The sequence below is a fragment of the Bacteroides sp. MSK.20.12 genome, from assembly GCF_019052435.1.
Taxonomy (GTDB): Bacteria; Bacteroidota; Bacteroidia; order Bacteroidales; family Bacteroidaceae; genus Bacteroides; species Bacteroides xylanisolvens.
Genome location: NZ_JAHQVH010000004.1, coordinates 168,381 through 187,044, shown reverse-complemented (window position 1 = coordinate 187,044; position 18,664 = coordinate 168,381). Strand labels below are relative to the sequence as shown.

At 42.8% G+C, this 18,664-nt stretch carries 17 protein-coding genes; 12 read left to right on the top strand and 5 right to left on the bottom strand.

Translation table 11 applies throughout. The features are described 5' to 3' along the window. Positions 1-49: 49 nt before the first annotated feature. From pbpC to KTR06_RS03860, 6 genes are all read left to right on the top strand, one after another. Positions 50-2,491, top strand: a complete 2,442-nt coding sequence (gene pbpC, locus KTR06_RS03885; RefSeq protein ID WP_217289977.1) for a penicillin-binding protein 1C — start codon at positions 50-52, stop codon at positions 2,489-2,491. A gap of 26 nt (positions 2,492-2,517) precedes the next feature. Beyond that, positions 2,518-3,693: an MFS transporter gene (locus KTR06_RS03880; protein WP_118407627.1), complete on the top strand. Its 1,176-nt coding sequence runs from the start codon at positions 2,518-2,520 to the stop codon at positions 3,691-3,693. A gap of 45 nt (positions 3,694-3,738) precedes the next feature. Beyond that, complete coding sequence (locus KTR06_RS03875) at positions 3,739-4,173, top strand: hypothetical protein (RefSeq protein ID WP_008018526.1); 435 nt, start codon at positions 3,739-3,741, stop codon at positions 4,171-4,173. A 154-nt stretch (positions 4,174-4,327) separates the two neighbouring features. Continuing rightward, positions 4,328-5,755 carry a Na+/H+ antiporter NhaC gene (gene nhaC, locus KTR06_RS03870; protein WP_217289976.1) on the top strand — a complete coding sequence of 476 codons (1,428 nt, stop codon included), beginning with the start codon at positions 4,328-4,330 and terminating at the stop codon, positions 5,753-5,755. Between the two features lie 67 nt (positions 5,756-5,822). Then, positions 5,823-6,413, top strand: a complete 591-nt coding sequence (locus KTR06_RS03865; RefSeq protein WP_004305931.1) for a DUF4251 domain-containing protein — start codon at positions 5,823-5,825, stop codon at positions 6,411-6,413. An 88-nt stretch (positions 6,414-6,501) separates the two neighbouring features. Beyond that, positions 6,502-7,161, top strand: a complete 660-nt coding sequence (locus KTR06_RS03860; RefSeq protein WP_008770885.1) for a response regulator transcription factor — start codon at positions 6,502-6,504, stop codon at positions 7,159-7,161. Between the two features lie 70 nt (positions 7,162-7,231). On the opposite strand, the gene KTR06_RS03855 is transcribed toward KTR06_RS03860, so the two are convergent. The 3 genes from KTR06_RS03855 to mnmA form a co-directional block, all read right to left on the bottom strand. Further along, the gene (locus tag KTR06_RS03855; protein WP_217289975.1) at positions 7,232-7,573 is read right to left on the bottom strand and encodes a type II toxin-antitoxin system RelE/ParE family toxin; all 342 of its coding nucleotides are present in this window, start codon (positions 7,571-7,573) and stop codon (positions 7,232-7,234) included. Then, complete coding sequence (locus tag KTR06_RS03850) at positions 7,563-7,817, bottom strand: hypothetical protein (RefSeq protein WP_004316007.1); 255 nt, start codon at positions 7,815-7,817, stop codon at positions 7,563-7,565. Before KTR06_RS03850 ends, KTR06_RS03855 begins: the two co-directional genes overlap by 11 nt. A gap of 88 nt (positions 7,818-7,905) precedes the next feature. Continuing rightward, positions 7,906-8,973: a tRNA 2-thiouridine(34) synthase MnmA gene (gene mnmA, locus KTR06_RS03845; protein WP_118407628.1), complete on the bottom strand. Its 1,068-nt coding sequence runs from the start codon at positions 8,971-8,973 to the stop codon at positions 7,906-7,908. Positions 8,974-9,153: 180 nt separating this feature from the next. Between mnmA and KTR06_RS03840 the strand changes: the two genes are divergently transcribed. Then, positions 9,154-10,602: a S41 family peptidase gene (locus tag KTR06_RS03840; protein WP_211146221.1), complete on the top strand. Its 1,449-nt coding sequence runs from the start codon at positions 9,154-9,156 to the stop codon at positions 10,600-10,602. A 6-nt stretch (positions 10,603-10,608) separates the two neighbouring features. Further along, positions 10,609-11,403, top strand: a complete 795-nt coding sequence (locus KTR06_RS03835; protein ID WP_004316011.1) for a DUF4595 domain-containing protein — start codon at positions 10,609-10,611, stop codon at positions 11,401-11,403. Positions 11,404-11,811: 408 nt separating this feature from the next. Here KTR06_RS03835 and KTR06_RS03830 read toward each other — a convergent pair whose 3' ends face one another. Further along, the gene (locus tag KTR06_RS03830; RefSeq protein WP_120143443.1) at positions 11,812-12,630 is read right to left on the bottom strand and encodes an alpha/beta hydrolase family protein; all 819 of its coding nucleotides are present in this window, start codon (positions 12,628-12,630) and stop codon (positions 11,812-11,814) included. A gap of 26 nt (positions 12,631-12,656) precedes the next feature. Beyond that, positions 12,657-13,091: a DUF2007 domain-containing protein gene (locus KTR06_RS03825; protein ID WP_004316013.1), complete on the bottom strand. Its 435-nt coding sequence runs from the start codon at positions 13,089-13,091 to the stop codon at positions 12,657-12,659. Positions 13,092-13,272: 181 nt separating this feature from the next. Here KTR06_RS03825 and KTR06_RS03820 point away from each other — a divergent pair, with 181 nt between their 5' ends. The 4 genes from KTR06_RS03820 (at position 13,273) to KTR06_RS03805 (ending at position 18,545) form a co-directional block, all read left to right on the top strand. After that, positions 13,273-15,651, top strand: a complete 2,379-nt coding sequence (locus KTR06_RS03820; protein ID WP_217289974.1) for a TonB-dependent receptor — start codon at positions 13,273-13,275, stop codon at positions 15,649-15,651. Between the two features lie 33 nt (positions 15,652-15,684). After that, positions 15,685-16,470: a M48 family metallopeptidase gene (locus KTR06_RS03815; protein ID WP_004296962.1), complete on the top strand. Its 786-nt coding sequence runs from the start codon at positions 15,685-15,687 to the stop codon at positions 16,468-16,470. 251 nt (positions 16,471-16,721) lie between these two features. Next, positions 16,722-18,014, top strand: a complete 1,293-nt coding sequence (locus KTR06_RS03810; RefSeq protein ID WP_009040928.1) for a hemolysin family protein — start codon at positions 16,722-16,724, stop codon at positions 18,012-18,014. Positions 18,015-18,071: 57 nt separating this feature from the next. Continuing rightward, on the top strand, positions 18,072-18,545 hold the full coding sequence (locus tag KTR06_RS03805) for a copper resistance protein NlpE N-terminal domain-containing protein (protein WP_009040929.1): 474 nt from the start codon (positions 18,072-18,074) through the stop codon (positions 18,543-18,545). Positions 18,546-18,664 lie beyond the last annotated feature (119 nt).

Sequence of the window (18,664 nt, the reverse complement as noted above, 5' to 3'; positions counted from 1 at the left end):
TACTTAATTATTTGTCACAAAGATATGTCTCTTAGCTTTTAATATTTAAATGAATCCTATAAAATTCTTCAAACGATTATCTGTCACTAAGAAAGTAATGACTATAAGCATTACTCTTTTGATAATAGGATACATCTTTTGCCTTCCCCGGCAACTGTTTCATGTACCCTACTCTACCGTTGTGACTGATCGAAATGAAGAATTATTGGGAGCACGCATCGCCTCGGACGGTCAATGGCGGTTTCCTCCCCGAAAGACAACACCCGAAAAAATCAAGCAATGCCTCATTACCTTTGAAGACAAACACTTTTATCACCACTGGGGAGTTAATCCGTTAGCTACCGGAAGGGCACTCTATCAAAATTTAAAGAACAAACGTGTCGTAAGCGGAGGAAGTACTCTTACCATGCAAACCATTCGTCTCGCCCGGAACAAGCCCAGAACTCTCGGAGAGAAAGTCGTTGAAATGATATGGGCTACCCGTCTGGAATTTCGGGCTTCTAAAGAGGAAATCTTATCCATGTATGTCTCTCATGCACCATTCGGAGGAAATGTTGTAGGATTGGATGCTGCTGCCTGGCGTTACTTCGGTCATTCTGCCGAAAATTTATCATGGGCGGAATCGGCTATGCTGGCTGTCCTGCCCAATGCCCCCGCCATGATTCATCTATCCAAAGGACGAAAGACACTGCTTTCCAAACGCGACCGTTTATTAAAGCAACTTTTTGAAGAAGAGATTATCGATGCGTCTACCTACGAATTAGCTGTCAGCGAACCGTTACCCGACGAGCCGCATCCGCTTCCTCAAATAGCTCCCCACCTAGTCAGCCGCTTCTATCAGGAAAGAAACGGGCTATATACTCGTTCAACTATTGACAGAGGGATACAAACCCACATAGAGAGTTTGGCAGAACGGTGGAGCAACGAGTTTAATCGAAGTGATATCCGCAACCTAGCAATTCTGGTTATCGACATTCCCACCAATCAAGTAGTAGCATACTGCGGAAATGTACATTTCGACCGTAAACAAGGAGGAAGCCAGGTAGATGTGATCCAAGCTCCCAGAAGTACAGGTAGTATTTTAAAACCCTTTCTCTACAATGCCATGCTACAGGAAGGAAGTTTATTACCAAAAATGCTGTTGCCGGATGTACCGATTAATATCAACGGCTTTACTCCTCAAAACTTCAGTATGCAGTTTGAAGGAGCAGTCCCCGCTTCCGAAGCCCTTGCCCGTTCGTTGAATATCCCGGCTGTAACCATGTTACAAAGATATGGAGTACCCAAGTTTCACCATTTGTTGCAACAGATGGGATTCAAGACTATCAATCGAGCAGCCTCTCATTATGGTTTGTCACTGATTTTAGGAGGTGCAGAAGCAACATTATGGGATGTAACGAATGCCTATGCGCAAATGGGACGAAGCCTTTCCAGCAGCCCCTCCCCGACCGTATCTCAAGGAAAGGAAGCACAGATACTACTGGAAACAGAAAATACAGAGCAAATAAACAATGATACGAAGCAAACAAGCCGTAATCATAAAAGCAATCATAACAAGCAGGAAAAACGAGAACAAAGTAACTCCAGTCCTCTCTCCGTAGAAGAGGATTCGGAAGAAACCACTTCGGCTAAAACAGGAGCAGCTTGGCTCACCCTCTCCGCCTTAACAGAAGTCAACCGTCCCGAAGAGATTGACTGGAAATCAATTCCATCCATGCAAACTATCGCATGGAAAACCGGAACCAGCTACGGATTCCGTGATGCGTGGGCAGTGGGGGTGACTCCGCGCTATACAGTAGGCGTATGGGTAGGCAATGCAACCGGAGAAGGAAAGCCCGGATTGGTTGGTGCACAAACAGCCGGTCCTGTATTATTCGATATATTCAGTTACCTCCCTTCTTCACCGTGGTTCGAACGTCCCACAGGCGTTTTCGTTGATGCAGAAATATGCCGCCAGTCCGGTCATCTGAAAGGACGTTTCTGTGAAGAAACTGATACCGTATTGATTCTTCCTGCCGGATTACGGACAGAGGCTTGTCCTTACCATCATCTCGTCACTCTATCTGCTGACGAAAGCCACCGCATCTATGAAAACTGTGCAAATACCGAACCTACCATTCAGAAATCATGGTTTGCCCTGCCACCTGTATGGGAATGGTACTATAAGCAGCACCATCCGGAATACAAACCACTGCCACCTTTCAAAGCCGGCTGTGGAGAAGATTCTTTCCAATCCATGCAGTTCATCTACCCTCCGATGAACGCCCATATCAAGTTGCCCAAACAATTGGACGGCAGTAAAGGGTTTATCACAGTCGAACTGGCACACAGCAATCCCAATGCAACCATCTTTTGGCATCTTGACGACACCTATCAGACACAAACGCAGGATTTCCACAAGATTTCCCTGCAACCCGCTCCCGGTAAACATTCCCTGACGGCAGTAGACGGAGAAGGTAACACAGTTTCCACTACCTTCTTTATCGAATAAACATCTTATTTTATTATCTTTGCCGCATGAAACAGCTATTAAAAGAAAACGGAGGACTACCGGCATCCATCCTCTGGACGCTTGCTATTGTGGCAGGTGTCTCGGTAGCCAACATCTATTATATCCAACCTCTATTAAATATGATACGCCATGAACTTGGCATATCAGAGTTCAGAACTAACCTGATTGCCATGGTCACGCAAATAGGCTATGCAGCAGGACTATTGTTCATCACCCCCTTAGGCGACTTATATCAACGAAAGAAAATCATCCTTGTCAATTTCACTGTCCTGATCTTCTCCCTCTTGACGATTGCCCTGACACACAGCTTCCATCTGATACTCATCGCTTCATTCCTCACGGGAGTCTGTTCCATGATTCCACAGATATTCATTCCCATAGCCGCCCAGTTTTCCCGTCCGGAACATAAAGGCAGAAACGTAGGAATTGTCTTATCAGGACTATTGACCGGTATTCTGGCTTCACGTGTCGTCAGCGGATTTATCGGTGAACTGATTGGCTGGCGGGAAATGTATCACATCGCTGCAGGCATGATGTTTATCTGCGCGATTGTTGTATTAAAAGTCCTTCCCGATATTCAGACCAACTTCCAGGGAAAATATAGCGACCTGATGAAATCTCTGTTAGCCTTAGTGAAAGAATATCCGCAACTACGCATTTATTCGATTCGGGCAGCACTGAATTTCGGTTCCCTCCTTGCCATGTGGTCCTGTCTGGCTTTTAAAATGGGACAAGCTCCGTTCTTCGCCAACAGCGACGTAATCGGTATGCTGGGACTTTGCGGAGTGGCCGGGGCTTTGACAGCTTCTTTTGTCGGAAGATACGTAAAACGAGTAGGTGTACGCCGCTTCAACTTTATCGGCTGCGGTTTGATTCTCTTTGCCTGGTTGTTATTCTTCGTCGGTGAAAACACCTTTGTTGGCATCATTGCCGGAATCATCATCATTGACATAGGAATGCAGTGCATCCAGCTAAGTAACCAGACAAGTATCTTCGAACTGAATCCGCGTGCTTCGAACCGTATTAATACAGTGTTCATGACTACTTACTTTATCGGTGGTTCTATGGGAACATTCCTGGCAGGCAGCTTTTGGCAACTATATGGCTGGCACGGAGTTATCAGTATCGGAGTCGTTTTAACCGGGATTTCTTTATTAATTACGATTTTCTACAAGAAATGAGTCAACAAAACGAACGGTCAAACCGTTTATTACAATAAAACGCCAATGAAATACGGAGTTAACAGACAAATCTTACTTATCACAGCCGGTGCCGTCTGGATTATAGCCGGTGCCAATATTCTGCGAATAGGAATTGTGACCTGGTTAAACACTTCCCAAGATTGGATGTTCAAAATAGGAGAAGCCACCGTGGTTTTCTTATTATTCTTCGTATTGGTTTTCAGAAGGCTCTATTATAAACATACCCAGCGAATCGAGCAAAAGAAAGAACGCCGGAATTGTCCGTTCTCTTTCTTCGATGTGAAAAGCTGGATTACAATGATATTCATGATTTCCCTGGGAATCACCATCCGTAGCTTCCACCTCCTGCCCGAAACGTTCATTTCTGTTTTCTATACCGGATTATCCATCGCCCTCATCCTGACAGGAGTGCTTTTCATCCGTTACTGGTGGATCAGGCGCAAGACTTTTGCCAGTTGAGCCGTCTCCTATATATTCCAATCAAATATAAACATCTAATAATTTTTATTACCTGATGTTTTGAAGCAAAAGATTTCATTCTTTTTTGTTGTATCTTTGCACGGCTATCAACAAACAGTAGCCGGAAAATAAATAAAAGGTTATAAGAATCAAGATGAAGAAAGCTCCCTCTCCCCTCGTATCGTTGATACCGATTGTTGTACTGGTGTTATTATTGTTTGCCACTATCCGTACCTTTGGCAGTGATGCCCTAAGCGGCGGTAGTCAAGTGTCATTGCTTACCACTACAGCCATTTGTATCCTGATCGGTATGGTGTTTTATAAGATTCCCTGGAAAGATTACGAGCTCGCCATCACCAACAATATTGCCGGAGTGGCAACAGCCATCATCATTCTGTTGATAATCGGTGCGTTAAGTGGCATTTGGATGATTAGCGGAGTAGTACCGACTTTAATCTATTACGGGATGCAAATTATCCATCCCAGTTTCTTCCTGGCATCGACCTGCATCATCTGCGCGTTGATTTCTGTAATGACCGGAAGTTCGTGGACCACTATTGCCACTATCGGTATTGCATTGATGGGTATCGGAAAGGCGCAAGGCTTTGAAGATGGATGGATTGCCGGAGCTATCATTTCGGGGGCATACTTCGGGGATAAAATATCTCCTTTATCCGAAACCACTATCCTGGCGTCTTCCATCACAGACACTCCCCTGTTCCGTCACATTCGTTATATGATGATTACTACGGTACCGTCTCTTATCATCACGCTGATTATTTTCACAGTGGCAGGACTTTCCCATGATGCCAGCAATACACAACATATTGCGGAGGTGGCAACCGCTTTGAATGAAAAGTTCCATATCACTCCGTGGTTGTTAATAGTCCCTGTTGTAACCGGAATACTGATAGCACGGAAAGTACCCTCTATCGTTACGCTGTTCCTATCCACTCTGCTGGCTGGTGTCTTTGCTTTGATATTTCAGCCGGAGTTGTTGCAAGAGATTTCCAGAGTTGCCGTTTCCGGATTCGATTCTTTATTCAAAGGACTGATGATGACCGTCTATGGAGCGACAAATTTACATACAGACAATGCCGTTCTGACAGATTTAATCGCTACACGTGGGATGGCGGGAATGATGAATACGATTTGGCTGATTCTGTGCGCCATGTGTTTTGGCGGGGCAATGACAGCAAGCGGTATGCTGGGAAGTATCACTTCCATCTTCGTCCGCTTCATGAAGAAAACAGTCAGCGTGGTTGGAGCGACAGTCTGCTCCGGCCTGTTTCTTAATCTGACAACTGCCGACCAATACATCAGTATCATTCTGACGGGAAATATGTTTCGTGATATTTATGCCAAGAAAGGGTATGAAAGTTGCTTACTAAGCCGTACGACGGAAGATGCAGTAACCGTTACATCCGTATTGATTCCGTGGAATAGTTGCGGAATGACACAAGCTACTATCCTAAGTGTACCCACACTTGTGTATCTACCTTATTGTTTTTTCAACATTATCAGCCCCTTAATGAGTATCACTGTGGCAGCCATCGGATATAAAATTGCAAGACGTTCGTGAACAATCTGGCATACACTTTGTTTTTGCAATAAACGAACAACGTATTAAACCTAAACAAAAAAAAGTTATGAAAAAGTTTATTGCATTAGTAGCATTAGTATTAGTAAGTGCAAGCACAATGATGTATGCACAAGAAAGTAACGCAGCAGCACGCCGCGCAGAAAGAAAAGCTCAAAGAGATGCAGAAAGAGCAAAACTCCGTGCCGAAGAAGAGGTGCAGGACATGGCAGCCTATCAACAAGCTGTACAGGCTTTGAAGAACAAGCAATTTGTATTGGAAGCTAATCAAGTTGTCTTCCGCAACGGTATGAGTGCTTTTGTTACTTCAAACACCAACTTCGTCTTGATGAACGGCAACAGAGCTACCGTACAGACTGCTTTCAACACTCCTTACCCAGGTCCTAACGGAATCGGTGGTGTTACAGTAGATGGTAATTCTTCGGATATGAAGATGAATATCGACAAAAAAGGAAATGTGAACTGCTCATTCAGCGTTCAGGGTATCGGCATCTCCGCTCAAGTATTTATCAATATGAGCAGCGGAAACAATACTGCTTCGGTTAGCATCAGCCCGAACTTCAGCAACAATAACCTGACATTGAACGGAAATATCGTTCCGCTTGACCAGTCAAATATCTTCAAAGGACGTTCCTGGTAATCCGGATACAAGAATCTTATCATAACTCCGCTACAAATCGCGCAAAATGCGTACATTTGTAGCGGAGTTTTTTTATTCATCGTTGCTTATGAGAGAATTTATCATCGCAGACAATCAGGATATCAGTAAGGCAGGAATGATGTTCCTGCTAAGTAAACAAAAGGAAGTGTCCCTCCTTTTAGAAGCTGATAACAAGGCTGAACTGATTCAGCAGCTACGATTGCATCCGCAAGCGGTGATTGTATTGGATTATACACTGTTCAATTTTGCCGGAGCGGATGAATTGATTGTCCTGCAGGAAAGATTCAAGGAAGCCGACTGGATTCTATTCTCTGACGAACTTAGCCTGAACTTTCTCCGCCAGGTACTGTTCAGCAGTATGGCTTTCGGGGTAGTGATGAAAGATAACTCGAAAGAAGAAATCATGACTGCCATTCAATGTGCCACCCGCAAACAACGGTATATTTGCAATCATGTCAGCAATCTGTTGCTTTCGGGCGCTTCTTCTCCGCTGGCTGCCTCAAGCGTGGACGATCATCTATTGACACAAACGGAGAAGAATATCCTAAAAGAAATTGCATTGGGAAAAACGACGAAAGAGATTGCAGCAGAGAAAAATCTTAGTTTCCATACAATAAACAGTCATCGTAAGAATATCTTTCGCAAATTGGGAGTAAATAATGTACATGAAGCTACTAAATATGCGATGAGGGCTGGGATTGTGGATTTAGCGGAATACTACATCTGAGATGCCGCCTTATAAGAATTACCCTACACATCCTATTAGCACAAACTGGTGAACAGTGCCTTTCTCTATTCTATTTCAATCCATTCTGTTTCAGAAGTTGTTCTATTTCCTTTTCTGATATAGACACTCTATCTGCTTTATCATAAATATAAAGAAGATTCAAAACTGCATCTTGTTGAGAAACGACTAAAGTAAATGTTATAACCCTTGCTCCTCCACTTTTACCTTTTCCTTTTGAAGTTATTTTCATACGAACTTTGCGCAGTCCATGTCCCAAGTCCGTTCCTAGCAGAGGATTCTGTTCTAAATCATCAATCAATGAAACAAAATCCTCCTTAAAAGAGGAATAGTGTTTCGCCAACCTTTTAGCCTCCCGCTGAAATGTCGGCTTAACTATAATTTCATAATTCATTAATGAACTCTCTTGCGGTCTTTACCTCCAACTTACCTTCCATTGAAAGTTTTACCTCTTTCAGTCCGGCGTCAATCCCTGCTAGAACTTCTTCTTTCGTGATTTCTTCCTCTTCTTTTTCAGCTTCCATTTTTTTCAGTCGTTTCAAATAGTTCTTCACTCGATTGAGCATCTCTTTGTCATTCAAACTCAGGAGTTCCTCCACCAAGTCCATCTTCAGACTTTTCAATTCCATCGTTGTCATAAGCAATCCTCCTTTATTTATATTCTACGAAACAAAAGTAGTGAAAAATCTCCTGATAATCCAATCTTCACCAATCAAAATAAACTATTTAACAGATGATTTCACCGCTCCCCACACAAACTTTTGCTTCTTCATCATAAATCACCCCAAACTGTCCCGGAGCAATGCCTTGCAACTTTTCGGACGACAAGATGTGAAACTGCTTCTCCCCTTCCTGTATCAGTTTTCCTTTTGTAAATTCGGGAGTGTGGCGAATCTTGAAAGTAATGTCTATCTCCTTCTCCTGACCTTTCCAAGGATTATCAGTAATGAAATGGAAATCATGCATCCGGAGTTCATTACCGTATTGTGTCTCTACACCGTAGCCACGAGATACGTAGATAGTATTTTCCTCAATATCCTTCTTGACTACAAACCAGGGACCTCCACTCAATCCGAGCCCTTTCCGCTGACCAATTGTGTGGAACCAATAGCCGCGATGTGTACCCACTTTCTTTCCGGTTTCCAGTTCAACAATCGCCCCTTCCTTTTCTCCTAAAAAACGACGAACGAAATCATTGTAGTTTATCTTTCCAAGAAAACAAATCCCCTGACTGTCTTTCCTTTTGGCACTAGGCAATCCGGCACGGTTTGCAATCTCACGTACCTCCTGCTTCATCAACCCTCCAATGGGAAACATGAGTTTGGAAACTTGCAGGTAATCAATCTGGGCGAGAAAGTCTGTCTGATCTTTCACGGGATCTTTTGCTGTGCCCAGCCAAGTTTTACCATCACATTGCAAGGTGGTGGCATAGTGACCGGTTGCCGTAAAGTCGAAATCTTTCCCGACACGCTGTTCAAAGCAGCCGAATTTGATAAGCTTATTACACATCACGTCCGGATTCGGTGTCAATCCCTGCCGAATTTTATCAATGGCATACGCCGCCACATTCTCCCAATACTCCTGATGCAGGTCCACCACTTCCAAAGACAGACCGTATTTACGTGCCGTTGCAGTAGATAATTCAATATCCTCCTCTGCCGAACAGTCCATATATTCCGCTCCGTCCATACCTATCTTAATGTAAAAAAGAGTAGGCTTATATCCTTGCTCACAAAGGAGATGTACGACAACCGAACTGTCGACACCTCCTGACAATAATGCAGCTATCTCCATGAATAAAAATCCGTCTATTAATAACTTTCTATATTTTAGCTAATACCTATCGAAAACTTTGATGTCACAAAGATAAGGCAAGATTCTCTAACACCCAATCACACATTGAAGGCATTTTTATACCATAAATGTGGTAGATAAGCAAAGTATTTCCTACATTTGCACAGTAAAAAGCTTTTTATGATGACGAAATTAAGAAAGATAATCCTCATACCTGCCCTGATTCTCGTATCTATCAGTGGTTTCTTCTCCTGTGGTGTCGACCGCTGGCCGGAGTATGCCCATCAAACTGCACTGGATACATGGATGTACGACATCATGCAACAGAACTATCTGTGGTATCAAGATCTACCTTCCTACGATGATGTGAATCTGTTTCTGGAGCCTGCCTCGTTCTTGTCTAAAGTGAAATCGAAAAGCGACAGTTACTCGTTTGTGGATTCTGTGATGGAAACCCCGCTGCCTACTTATGGATTTGATTATTCACTGGTTCGAAGTGTGGATATCGATACAGCATATAACGCATTAATTACTTACGTCATTCCCGGTTCACCGGCAGAAGCAGCCGGACTGGAACGTGGAAACTGGATTATGAAAGTCGATACTTCTTACATCAGCAAGAAATATGAGACTCAATTACTACAGGGAACCAAAGCTCGGGATTTGGTGATGGGAGTATGGAAAGAAGTTCCTGTTGAGCCGGAAGAAGGGGAAGAAGTAGGAGAAGAAGAATTTGTATATAAGGTAGTACCTAATGACATAACATTAAAACTACCTGCTGCACGATCCGTTGAGGATAATCCGGTACATAAGACCAAAATACTTACGGTAAAAGAAAACAATAGAGATATCAAAGTAGGGTATCTCATGTACAATAGCTTCACTGCCGGAACCAATAGTGATCCGGACAAGTATAATAACGAACTGCGACAAATCTCACAAGAGTTCAAGACAGCAGGCGTGAAATATGTTATACTTGACCTACGTTACAACGCCGGTGGTTCATTGGATTGCGTTCAGTTATTAGGTACAATTCTGACTTCAGAAGTACGATTAAATAAGCCGATGGCCTATCTGGAATATAATAATAAAAACAGGGACAAGGATGCTACCATCAACTTTGATAGTGAGATATTAAAGAGCGGTGTTAATTTAGACCTGCCCGCCCTATTTGCTATCACAAGCAGTACAACAGCCGGAGCACCGGAAATGTTAATCAGGAGCCTATTCCTGAAAGACAGCTATCCTGTTGTAACCATCGGTGGTGTCACCAAAGGACAAAATGTAGCAACAGAACAATTCATTAATGAAGAATTTCTGTGGTCAATCAATCCGGTAGTCTGCACTGTTTATGATTCCAACCACGATGCCGGAGGAGCTCTCTCCCCTGCAACAGATCTTAAAATCAGTGAAACGACTATTGGTGGAGTTACTAATTACAGTGAGTTTCTGCCATTTGGTGATCCTAACGAAAGAATGTTAAAAGTAGCCATCGGTGTTATTGACGGAAGTTATCCACCAAAGGACGAAGAAACCGAAGAGACGACAAAAGCGCAATTCAAGATAGAGAAAAGCGTAATAAGTCCGGCAAGTAGACGTTTTAGTAGTAACGGATTACGATTAAAATAAGAAAGGATGAAAAAAATAGCTATTTTATTGCTGGCAATACTGACATTCAGTTGTTCGGATGATGACGAAAAGGGCACAGTAGAGGATAAAGGGCAATGGGCTATGATTTTCAATGAAACCGTCAAGAGCGATTCAAATCCTGTAGATAGAACAGAGAAGTTTATGTTCGATGGCGAGCGCCTGATTCAACATATTATAAAACAACGTTATTTCGAAGAAGAAATCAGTAACGAAGTAAACTTGAGCTACTCTGATAATCAGGTAACAGTTACCACTGACTATCTCACTTTAGTATATACATTAAATAGCGAAGGCTATGCCAGTCAATGTGTATACAGTTTGTCTTCACAAAATCGTATTTATCAATTTTCTTACTCTGCAGAAGGATACTTAACCGGAATTGTCGAGAATATTGACGATACAGAATATTCATCAACATCACTTACATACGAGAACGGAGATATAACCTCTATCAGTTCCAAGATGAACGGCCTTGAAAACAAGTTCATTTATGAACCGGGAGAAGAAAGTTCGACATATCATTTGCCCTGCCTCGGTTTATTGGAAATACACCCTCTGACATTCCATATTGAAGCTCTTTACGCAGGGTTATTGGGTAAGGATCCGCGCCATTTCACCATGCACAGTTGTCCTGCAGGAAGTAACGACGAAAAGACAGTCTATTCGTATGGGTTTGATAAAAAAGGAAATCCATCCAGGATGATTTGTCAGACGACCTATGCCGGAGGACAGGCCAGCTATTATCCATACACACGCAACATTTCGATTTCTTTCGAATAATCTTTCATTCCGAACATCGAATTCTCTTTTAAAGTAGTATAATCACTCTATTTCTGTCAAGAGCAGAATTATAGATTCTTAACCTATAAAGATACTTTTCATGCCTCAACTTTGTTTATTCCGAAACAAAGGCTCTGATTTTACCTAACAAAGGCTCTAACTTCTCCTAATGCAGCGTTTAATGAGTCGTAACGCACCGTCTAATTTTTATAAAGCTACGGTATAAAACACGTTAATCTCTAGTTTCATCCCTTTTATAAACCGGGATAAAGCTCACGACTCCCAAGGATACAACAAAAAAGGAGAAAGCTTCCGCTCCCTCCTTCTATCGTAGTTTAACCTCAATCTATTTTATGATTCTGTACCAAAGATACAACATTGAAAAGCCAAAGTCAAGTATTCCCGGTTTTATTTCTTGAAAAACTTATCAAAGAACAGAATCTGATAATCAATGGAATTATTCCAATACTGTCCATTATGCGCTCCCGGGCGGGTAATAAAATCATGATCGATCTTTCTTTCCAACAGGCGGTTATGCAAATCCTTGTTCACATTCAGGAAGAAATCATCTTCTCCACAATCGACAATGATAGCCAAATCGCCATTCTCTATCTTATCAATCTGATTGATAACGGTATGATTATCCCATACCTCCTTATTCGATTCATATTCTCCCAACTGTTTAGCCATGTCCCAGTTTTTCGGGAACGGGCGAATATCCATCCCTCCGCTTGTACTTCCACTGGCACCAAACGTATCTTTATGACGGATTGCATTCCACATCGCTCCGTGTCCACCCATACTCAATCCGGTGATGGCGCGTCCCTTACGGTCGGCAATCGTCTTGTAATGTTCGTCGATATACTTCACCAGTTCCGACGAAATAAAAGTTTCATAGCGGAAAGACGGATTGACCGGACTATCCCAGTACCAACTGGTCTTTCCGTCCGGACAAACGAATATGATTCCTTTTTCGTCCGCAATTTGGGGAAGATTCGGTTTAATGCCAATCCATGTTTTAGCATTTCCACCGTAACCGTGCAGTAAATAAATGGTGGGACAAGCCACCGATTTCTTTCCTGATGCAACATCCGGCGTAACAACGACCACTTGCACTTCCTTATTCATGGAAGGACTTTTAATTAACAAGGTATCTACTTTGGCAGCAAAAGAGGGAGCTACCCAAATTAAAAGAAGAGCAATTAATAGATTTTTTTTCTTTTCCATTGTGTGTTATAAATAGTTAGATATAATTATTCCTCTGGCTCTGCAGCAGGATTAAATTTAGCAACCGGCATTTCAAAGTTTTTATGACACTGTTTACAGGTATAGTTCCAGTGGTTGTCTCCCGGGGGAATGACCATTAATGCAGAAATGATAGCAGCCCCCATAGCACGCCAACGCTTTTCTTTTCTCAAAACCAACTGGATGTCCGATGAACCGCAGTACGGACAAAGCGTTAACTCTTCCGGCCAACTATCGTTATCCTTCAACACTTGGACAGCATTCTCGTAGTCTTCGTCTGCCACCAATATATCCACCCCTGCTATACTACTTACGCAACTTTTATACAAAGTAGAGAAATTCTCATTGTGCAGAATAGACTCGATGCCTTCATTCTCCAATGCTCCCTGAAGGATATGTGCCTTCATCGCATCATTACAAGTTATCAATTTTACAGTCTTCATAAGGAATCTGTTTTAATATGTCCCACAAAAATAAGATATAAAAATGAAATGTGAAACAAAACCCGACTAACTTTATCAGCAGGTAAAACGAACCAAATCAGAAGTGATTCTTTTTTTATTCACGGAAGGTATCATTATTTAATACTTTTTTCGTACTTTCGCACCGACAATTGGCAATCACATGAAAAAACTATTGACACTGCTACTATTTTCTAACATCCTGTTTTCCCTGTTACAGGCACAACCTGTACATCAAATAAAGGGAACGGTGATTGAGAAAAACAGCCGTCAGCCATTAGAATTCATTAACGTAATGATTCTTGGGCTGAACAAAGGTGGTGTCACCAATGCGGAAGGTCATTTCACCATCGAACAAGTGCCTCCCGGCATCTACCGTTTGCAAGCGACAGCCATCGGCTACAAGAGTGTCACTACTCCCGAATATATCTTATCTACCAAAGATCTGAACATTTCGATAGAAATGGAAGAGAACCTGACCGAACTCGCAGGAGTAACCGTCACCGCTTCTCCTTTCCGGCGCGACTTGGAAAGTCCGGTCAGCCTGCGCATCATCGGATTGCAGGAAATAGAAAAGAGTCCGGGAGCCAATCGAGACATTTCGCGTATTGTTCAGTCTTATCCGGGAGTTGCCTTCTCTCCTATCGGCTACCGCAATGACCTGATTGTACGCGGTGGGTCTCCTTCTGAAAACCGTTTCTATCTGGACGGAGTGGAAATACCCAATATCAATCACTTCAGCACACAAGGAGCCTCCGGCGGTCCGGTGGGAATCCTTAATGCCGACCTGATCCGTGAAGTAAATTTCTATACAGGTGCTTTTCCCACTGACAGAGGAAACGCGCTTAGCTCCGTGCTTGATTTCAAATTGCGCGACGGAGACATGGAGCATAACTCACTAAAAGCTACCCTTGGAGCATCCGAAGTCTCTTTGGCCTCCAATGGGCATATTGGAAAAAAGACCTCGTATCTGGTATCCGTGCGTCAATCTTATCTGCAATTCCTGTTTGATATGCTCGACCTGCCTTTCCTGCCGACTTTCACCGATGCGCAATTCAAGTTGAAAACCCGGTTCAACGAACAGAACGAATTGACGGTATTGGGGCTTGGAGGAATCGACAATATGCGATTGAACACGAAAGCAGATAGCGAGGACAATGAATATATCCTTAGTTACCTGCCAAAAATCAAGCAGGAAACGTTTACCTTAGGTGCTGTATATCGTCACTATGCAGGGCCGCATGTGCAATCGGTGGTAGTCAGTCACAGTTACCTGAACAACCGCAATACCAAATACCGGCAGAATGATGAAAGCATTCCGGAGAATCTGATGCTCCGCCTCCGTTCTACCGAACAGGAAACGAAGTTCCGCTTCGAAAACAATTCTTCTTTCCGCAACTGGAAAGTCAATCTCGGAGTGAATCTGGATTATAGTCAATATACCAATACCACCTTTCAAAAGGCATATACCAATCAGGCACAAACGTTTGATTACCATACCTATTTGGGAATGATGCGTTGGGGACTTTTCGGCACTATCAGCTACTCTTCGATGGACGAACGTTTCACAGCTTCCTTGGGATTGAGAGCTGATGCCAACAATTATTCGTCGGCCATGAAGTCACTCTCCGATCAGCTTTCTCCCCGCATATCGCTTTCCTACCAACTTGCCGAGCACTGGTTCGTAAGCGGAAATGCAGGACTTTATTATCAGTTGCCTCCTTACACGGCACTCGGTTTTAAAGATAATAACGGAATGTATGTCAACAAATACAATCTGCGCTATATGAAAGTCAGCCAGGAAAGTCTGGGCATTAGTTGGCGCAAAGGGGATACGTTCGAAGTCTCCGTCGAAGGATTCTACAAAGACTATGATAAAATTCCGCTCTCCGTTGTAGACGGGATTCCTCTTACCTGCAAAGGAAATGATTATGGAGTGATTGGCAATGAATTGCTGACTTCTACCGCTCAAGGACGTTCGTATGGCGCGGAGATTCTGGTAAAGTGGCTGATCGCCAAGAAACTGAATCTGGCTTCCTCCTTCACCATCTTTAAAAGTGAATACCGCAACGACAAAGAAAGCGAATACATCGCATCCGCATGGGACAACCGATATATTTTCAATTTACGGGGAACTTACAATCTGCCCCACCAATGGAGTGTTGGCATGAAAGTCAGTTACATCGGCGGTGCTCCTTACACGCCATACGATGAAGAAAAATCATCTTTGGTATCCGCCTGGGATGCACAAGGCAAAGCATATTACGACTATTCAAAATATAATAAGGAACGTCTTCCGGCCTTTGCACAGGTAGACCTCCGCATCGACAAGACATTTTATCTGAAACATTGCATGCTGGGATTCTATCTTGATTTGCAGAATATCACGGCCAGCAAACTGAAACAGCAGGATGTGCTGATGAGCACCGGCATCATCGAGAATCCGGAAGCTCCTGCCAACAGCCAACACTATAAAATGAAACGCCTCAAACAATCGAGCGGGACTTTGCTCCCCACATTAGGAATAACATTTGAGTATTAATTTATGCATAGAACATTAAACTAGAAAAAGAGTATGAAAAGAGAAATCGCTATGATTGCCTTCGTATTATTAGGCATGGGAATGACAGCTTCTGCACAATTCGGCAAGAAGATTAATTTAGGAAAAGCTTTGCAAGCAGGTAAAGATGTAGTATCAGCCGTTACGTTATCTGATGCGGACATTGCTAATATGAGTAAGGAATATATGGCATGGATGGACACTCATAATCCATTGACAAAACCTGATACTGAATATGGCAAACGTCTGGAGAAACTGACGGGACATATCAAAGAAGTGGACGGACTGAAACTTAACTTTGGCGTATATGAAGTAATAGACGTAAACGCCTTTGCCTGCGGTGACGGTAGTGTACGTATCTGCGCCGGTCTGATGGATGTTATGACGGATGAAGAAGTAATGGCAGTGGTAGGTCATGAAATCGGTCATGTGGTTCACACAGATTCCAAAGACGCTATGAAAAATGCCTACCTACGTTCAGCTGTGAAGAACGCGGCAGGTGCAGCCAACGACAAAGTAGCCAAACTGACAGACTCCGAACTGGGAGCCATGGCAGAAGCTCTTGCCGGTGCACAATTCTCACAAAAGCAAGAAAATGAAGCCGATGATTATGGTGTTGAATTCTGTGTAAAAAACGGCATCGACCCTTATGCAATGGCAAATGCCTTGAGTAAATTGGCAGAACTTGCAAAAGATGCTCCTAAAGCATCCTATGCACAAAGAATGTTCTCTTCACATCCGGACACTCAAAAGCGCATTGAACGTACAAAAGCCAAAGCAGACAGCTACGCTAAGAAGTAAAGAGTTTATCTAATATATAAGGAAGAGTTCAAAACTTCCTGTTGATTTTTATTAAGGCACGGATTACACGGATTAACACAGGTCTTATTTAATTGAAACTGTGAAATCTGCGTAATCCGTGCCTCAATTATATTATTATGATTACACAAAAAAGACAACACGATTATTAAATTTTCATTAATATATTACACATATTTGCATAGTGTCCCGATTTCTTGTAATTTCGACCCTATAACCATTTAAATCCATTTATGGAATTTCTTATCATACTTTTCTTACTTATACTGAATGGCATTTTTGCCATGTATGAAATTGCGTTGGTATCATCCAGCAAAGCACGTCTTGAAACACTTGTCGCAAAAGGCAACAAATCAGCCCGAGGAGTTTTAAAACAATTGGAAGAACCGGAAAAGTTCTTGTCTACCATTCAGATTGGTATCACGCTGATCGGTATCGTATCCGGTGCGTATGGTGGTGTGGCTATTGCCGACGACCTCGTACCTTTCTTTTCTCTCATTCCGGGCGCAGAAGCATACGCACGCAACCTGGCAATGATTACTACCGTAGCAATCATCACCTATCTTTCTCTGATTATCGGAGAGCTGGTTCCTAAATCCATTGCTCTTAGTAATCCGGAACGGTACGCCACTTTGTTCAGCCCGGTCATGATTCTGCTGACGAAGGTTTCTTATCCTTTTGTGTGGTTGCTAAGCGTCTCTACCCGGTTACTGAACAAACTTATCGGTCTGAAAAGCGAAGAACGCCCCATGACACAGGAAGAAATCAAAATGATCCTGCACCAAAGTTCGGAGCAGGGTGTGATTGACAAGGAGGAAACGGAAATGATACGCGACGTATTCCGTTTCTCTGATAAACGCGCCAACGAACTGATGACACATCGCAGAGATCTTATTATCCTTCATCCCGATGATACACAGGAAAAGGTGATGAAGATTATTGAAGAAGAACATTACAGTAAATATCTATTGGTAGACGAACGGAAAGATGAGATTATCGGTGTGGTTTCCGTAAAGGATATTATCCTGATGGTAGGCAACAAAAAGGTGTTTAACCTGCGCGAAATTGCCCGTCCTCCCCTCTTTATTCCGGAAAGTTTGTATGCAAATAAAGTTTTAGAGCTATTTAAGAAGAACAAAAACAAGTTCGGAGTTGTTGTTAACGAGTATGGCAGCACAGAAGGCATTATCACACTGCACGACCTGACCGAAAGTATCTTCGGAGACATCCTTGAAGAGGATGAAATGGAAGAAGAAGAAATCGTCACAAGGCAGGATGGTTCAATGCTGGTGGAAGCTTCAATGAATATCGACGACTTCATGGAGGAAATGGGTATCCTATCCTACGAAGATCTGGAATCGGAAGACTTCACCACTCTGGGTGGATTGGCCATGTTCCTGATTGGTCGCATCCCGAAAGCAGGAGATATCTTCACCTACAAGAATCTGCAATTCGAAGTGGTGGACATGGACCGCGGACGAGTAGACAAACTGCTTGTCATCAAACGGGACGAGGAACAGGAATAGGATAGCAAAAAACGAGCAATAGCTCACTATAATTATATTAACTTAAAGCACTTAATGATGAAAAAAGTAATTATGTTAGCAGCAGTCGTAGCTGCTTTGGCATCATGCCAATCAAAAGCAAACAAAGCCGCAGAGGCACAAGCAGACAGTCTAGCTATTGCTATGACTCCGATTACCGAATTGACTGAAGTTTATGAAGGTACTCTTCCTGCTGCCGACGGTCCGGGTATTGACTATGTACTGACCTTAAATGCTGCAACTGACGGTGTAGATACAGTGTACACACTGGATATGACTTACCTCGACGCTGAAGGTCAAGGACAAAACAAGACTTTCACTTCGAAAGGAAAACAAGAGACTGTACACAAGGTTGTGAACAAAAAACCTGTTACTGCTGTTAAGTTAACTCCGAAAGATGGTGAAGCTCCGATGTATTTCGTGGTTGTTAACGACACCACTCTTCGTTTGGTGAACGATAGCTTGCAAGAAGCTGTCAGCAATTTGAATTATGACATCATCAAGGTAAAATAATAAATAAGCCTAACCCTAACCAGTAAAAAAAGCTCTGTATAGAACCTTCGTTCTTGCAGAGCTTTTCCTTTTTTACACTATCACCTATTCTAATCGGACTATTCACTTTATTAGTTCTA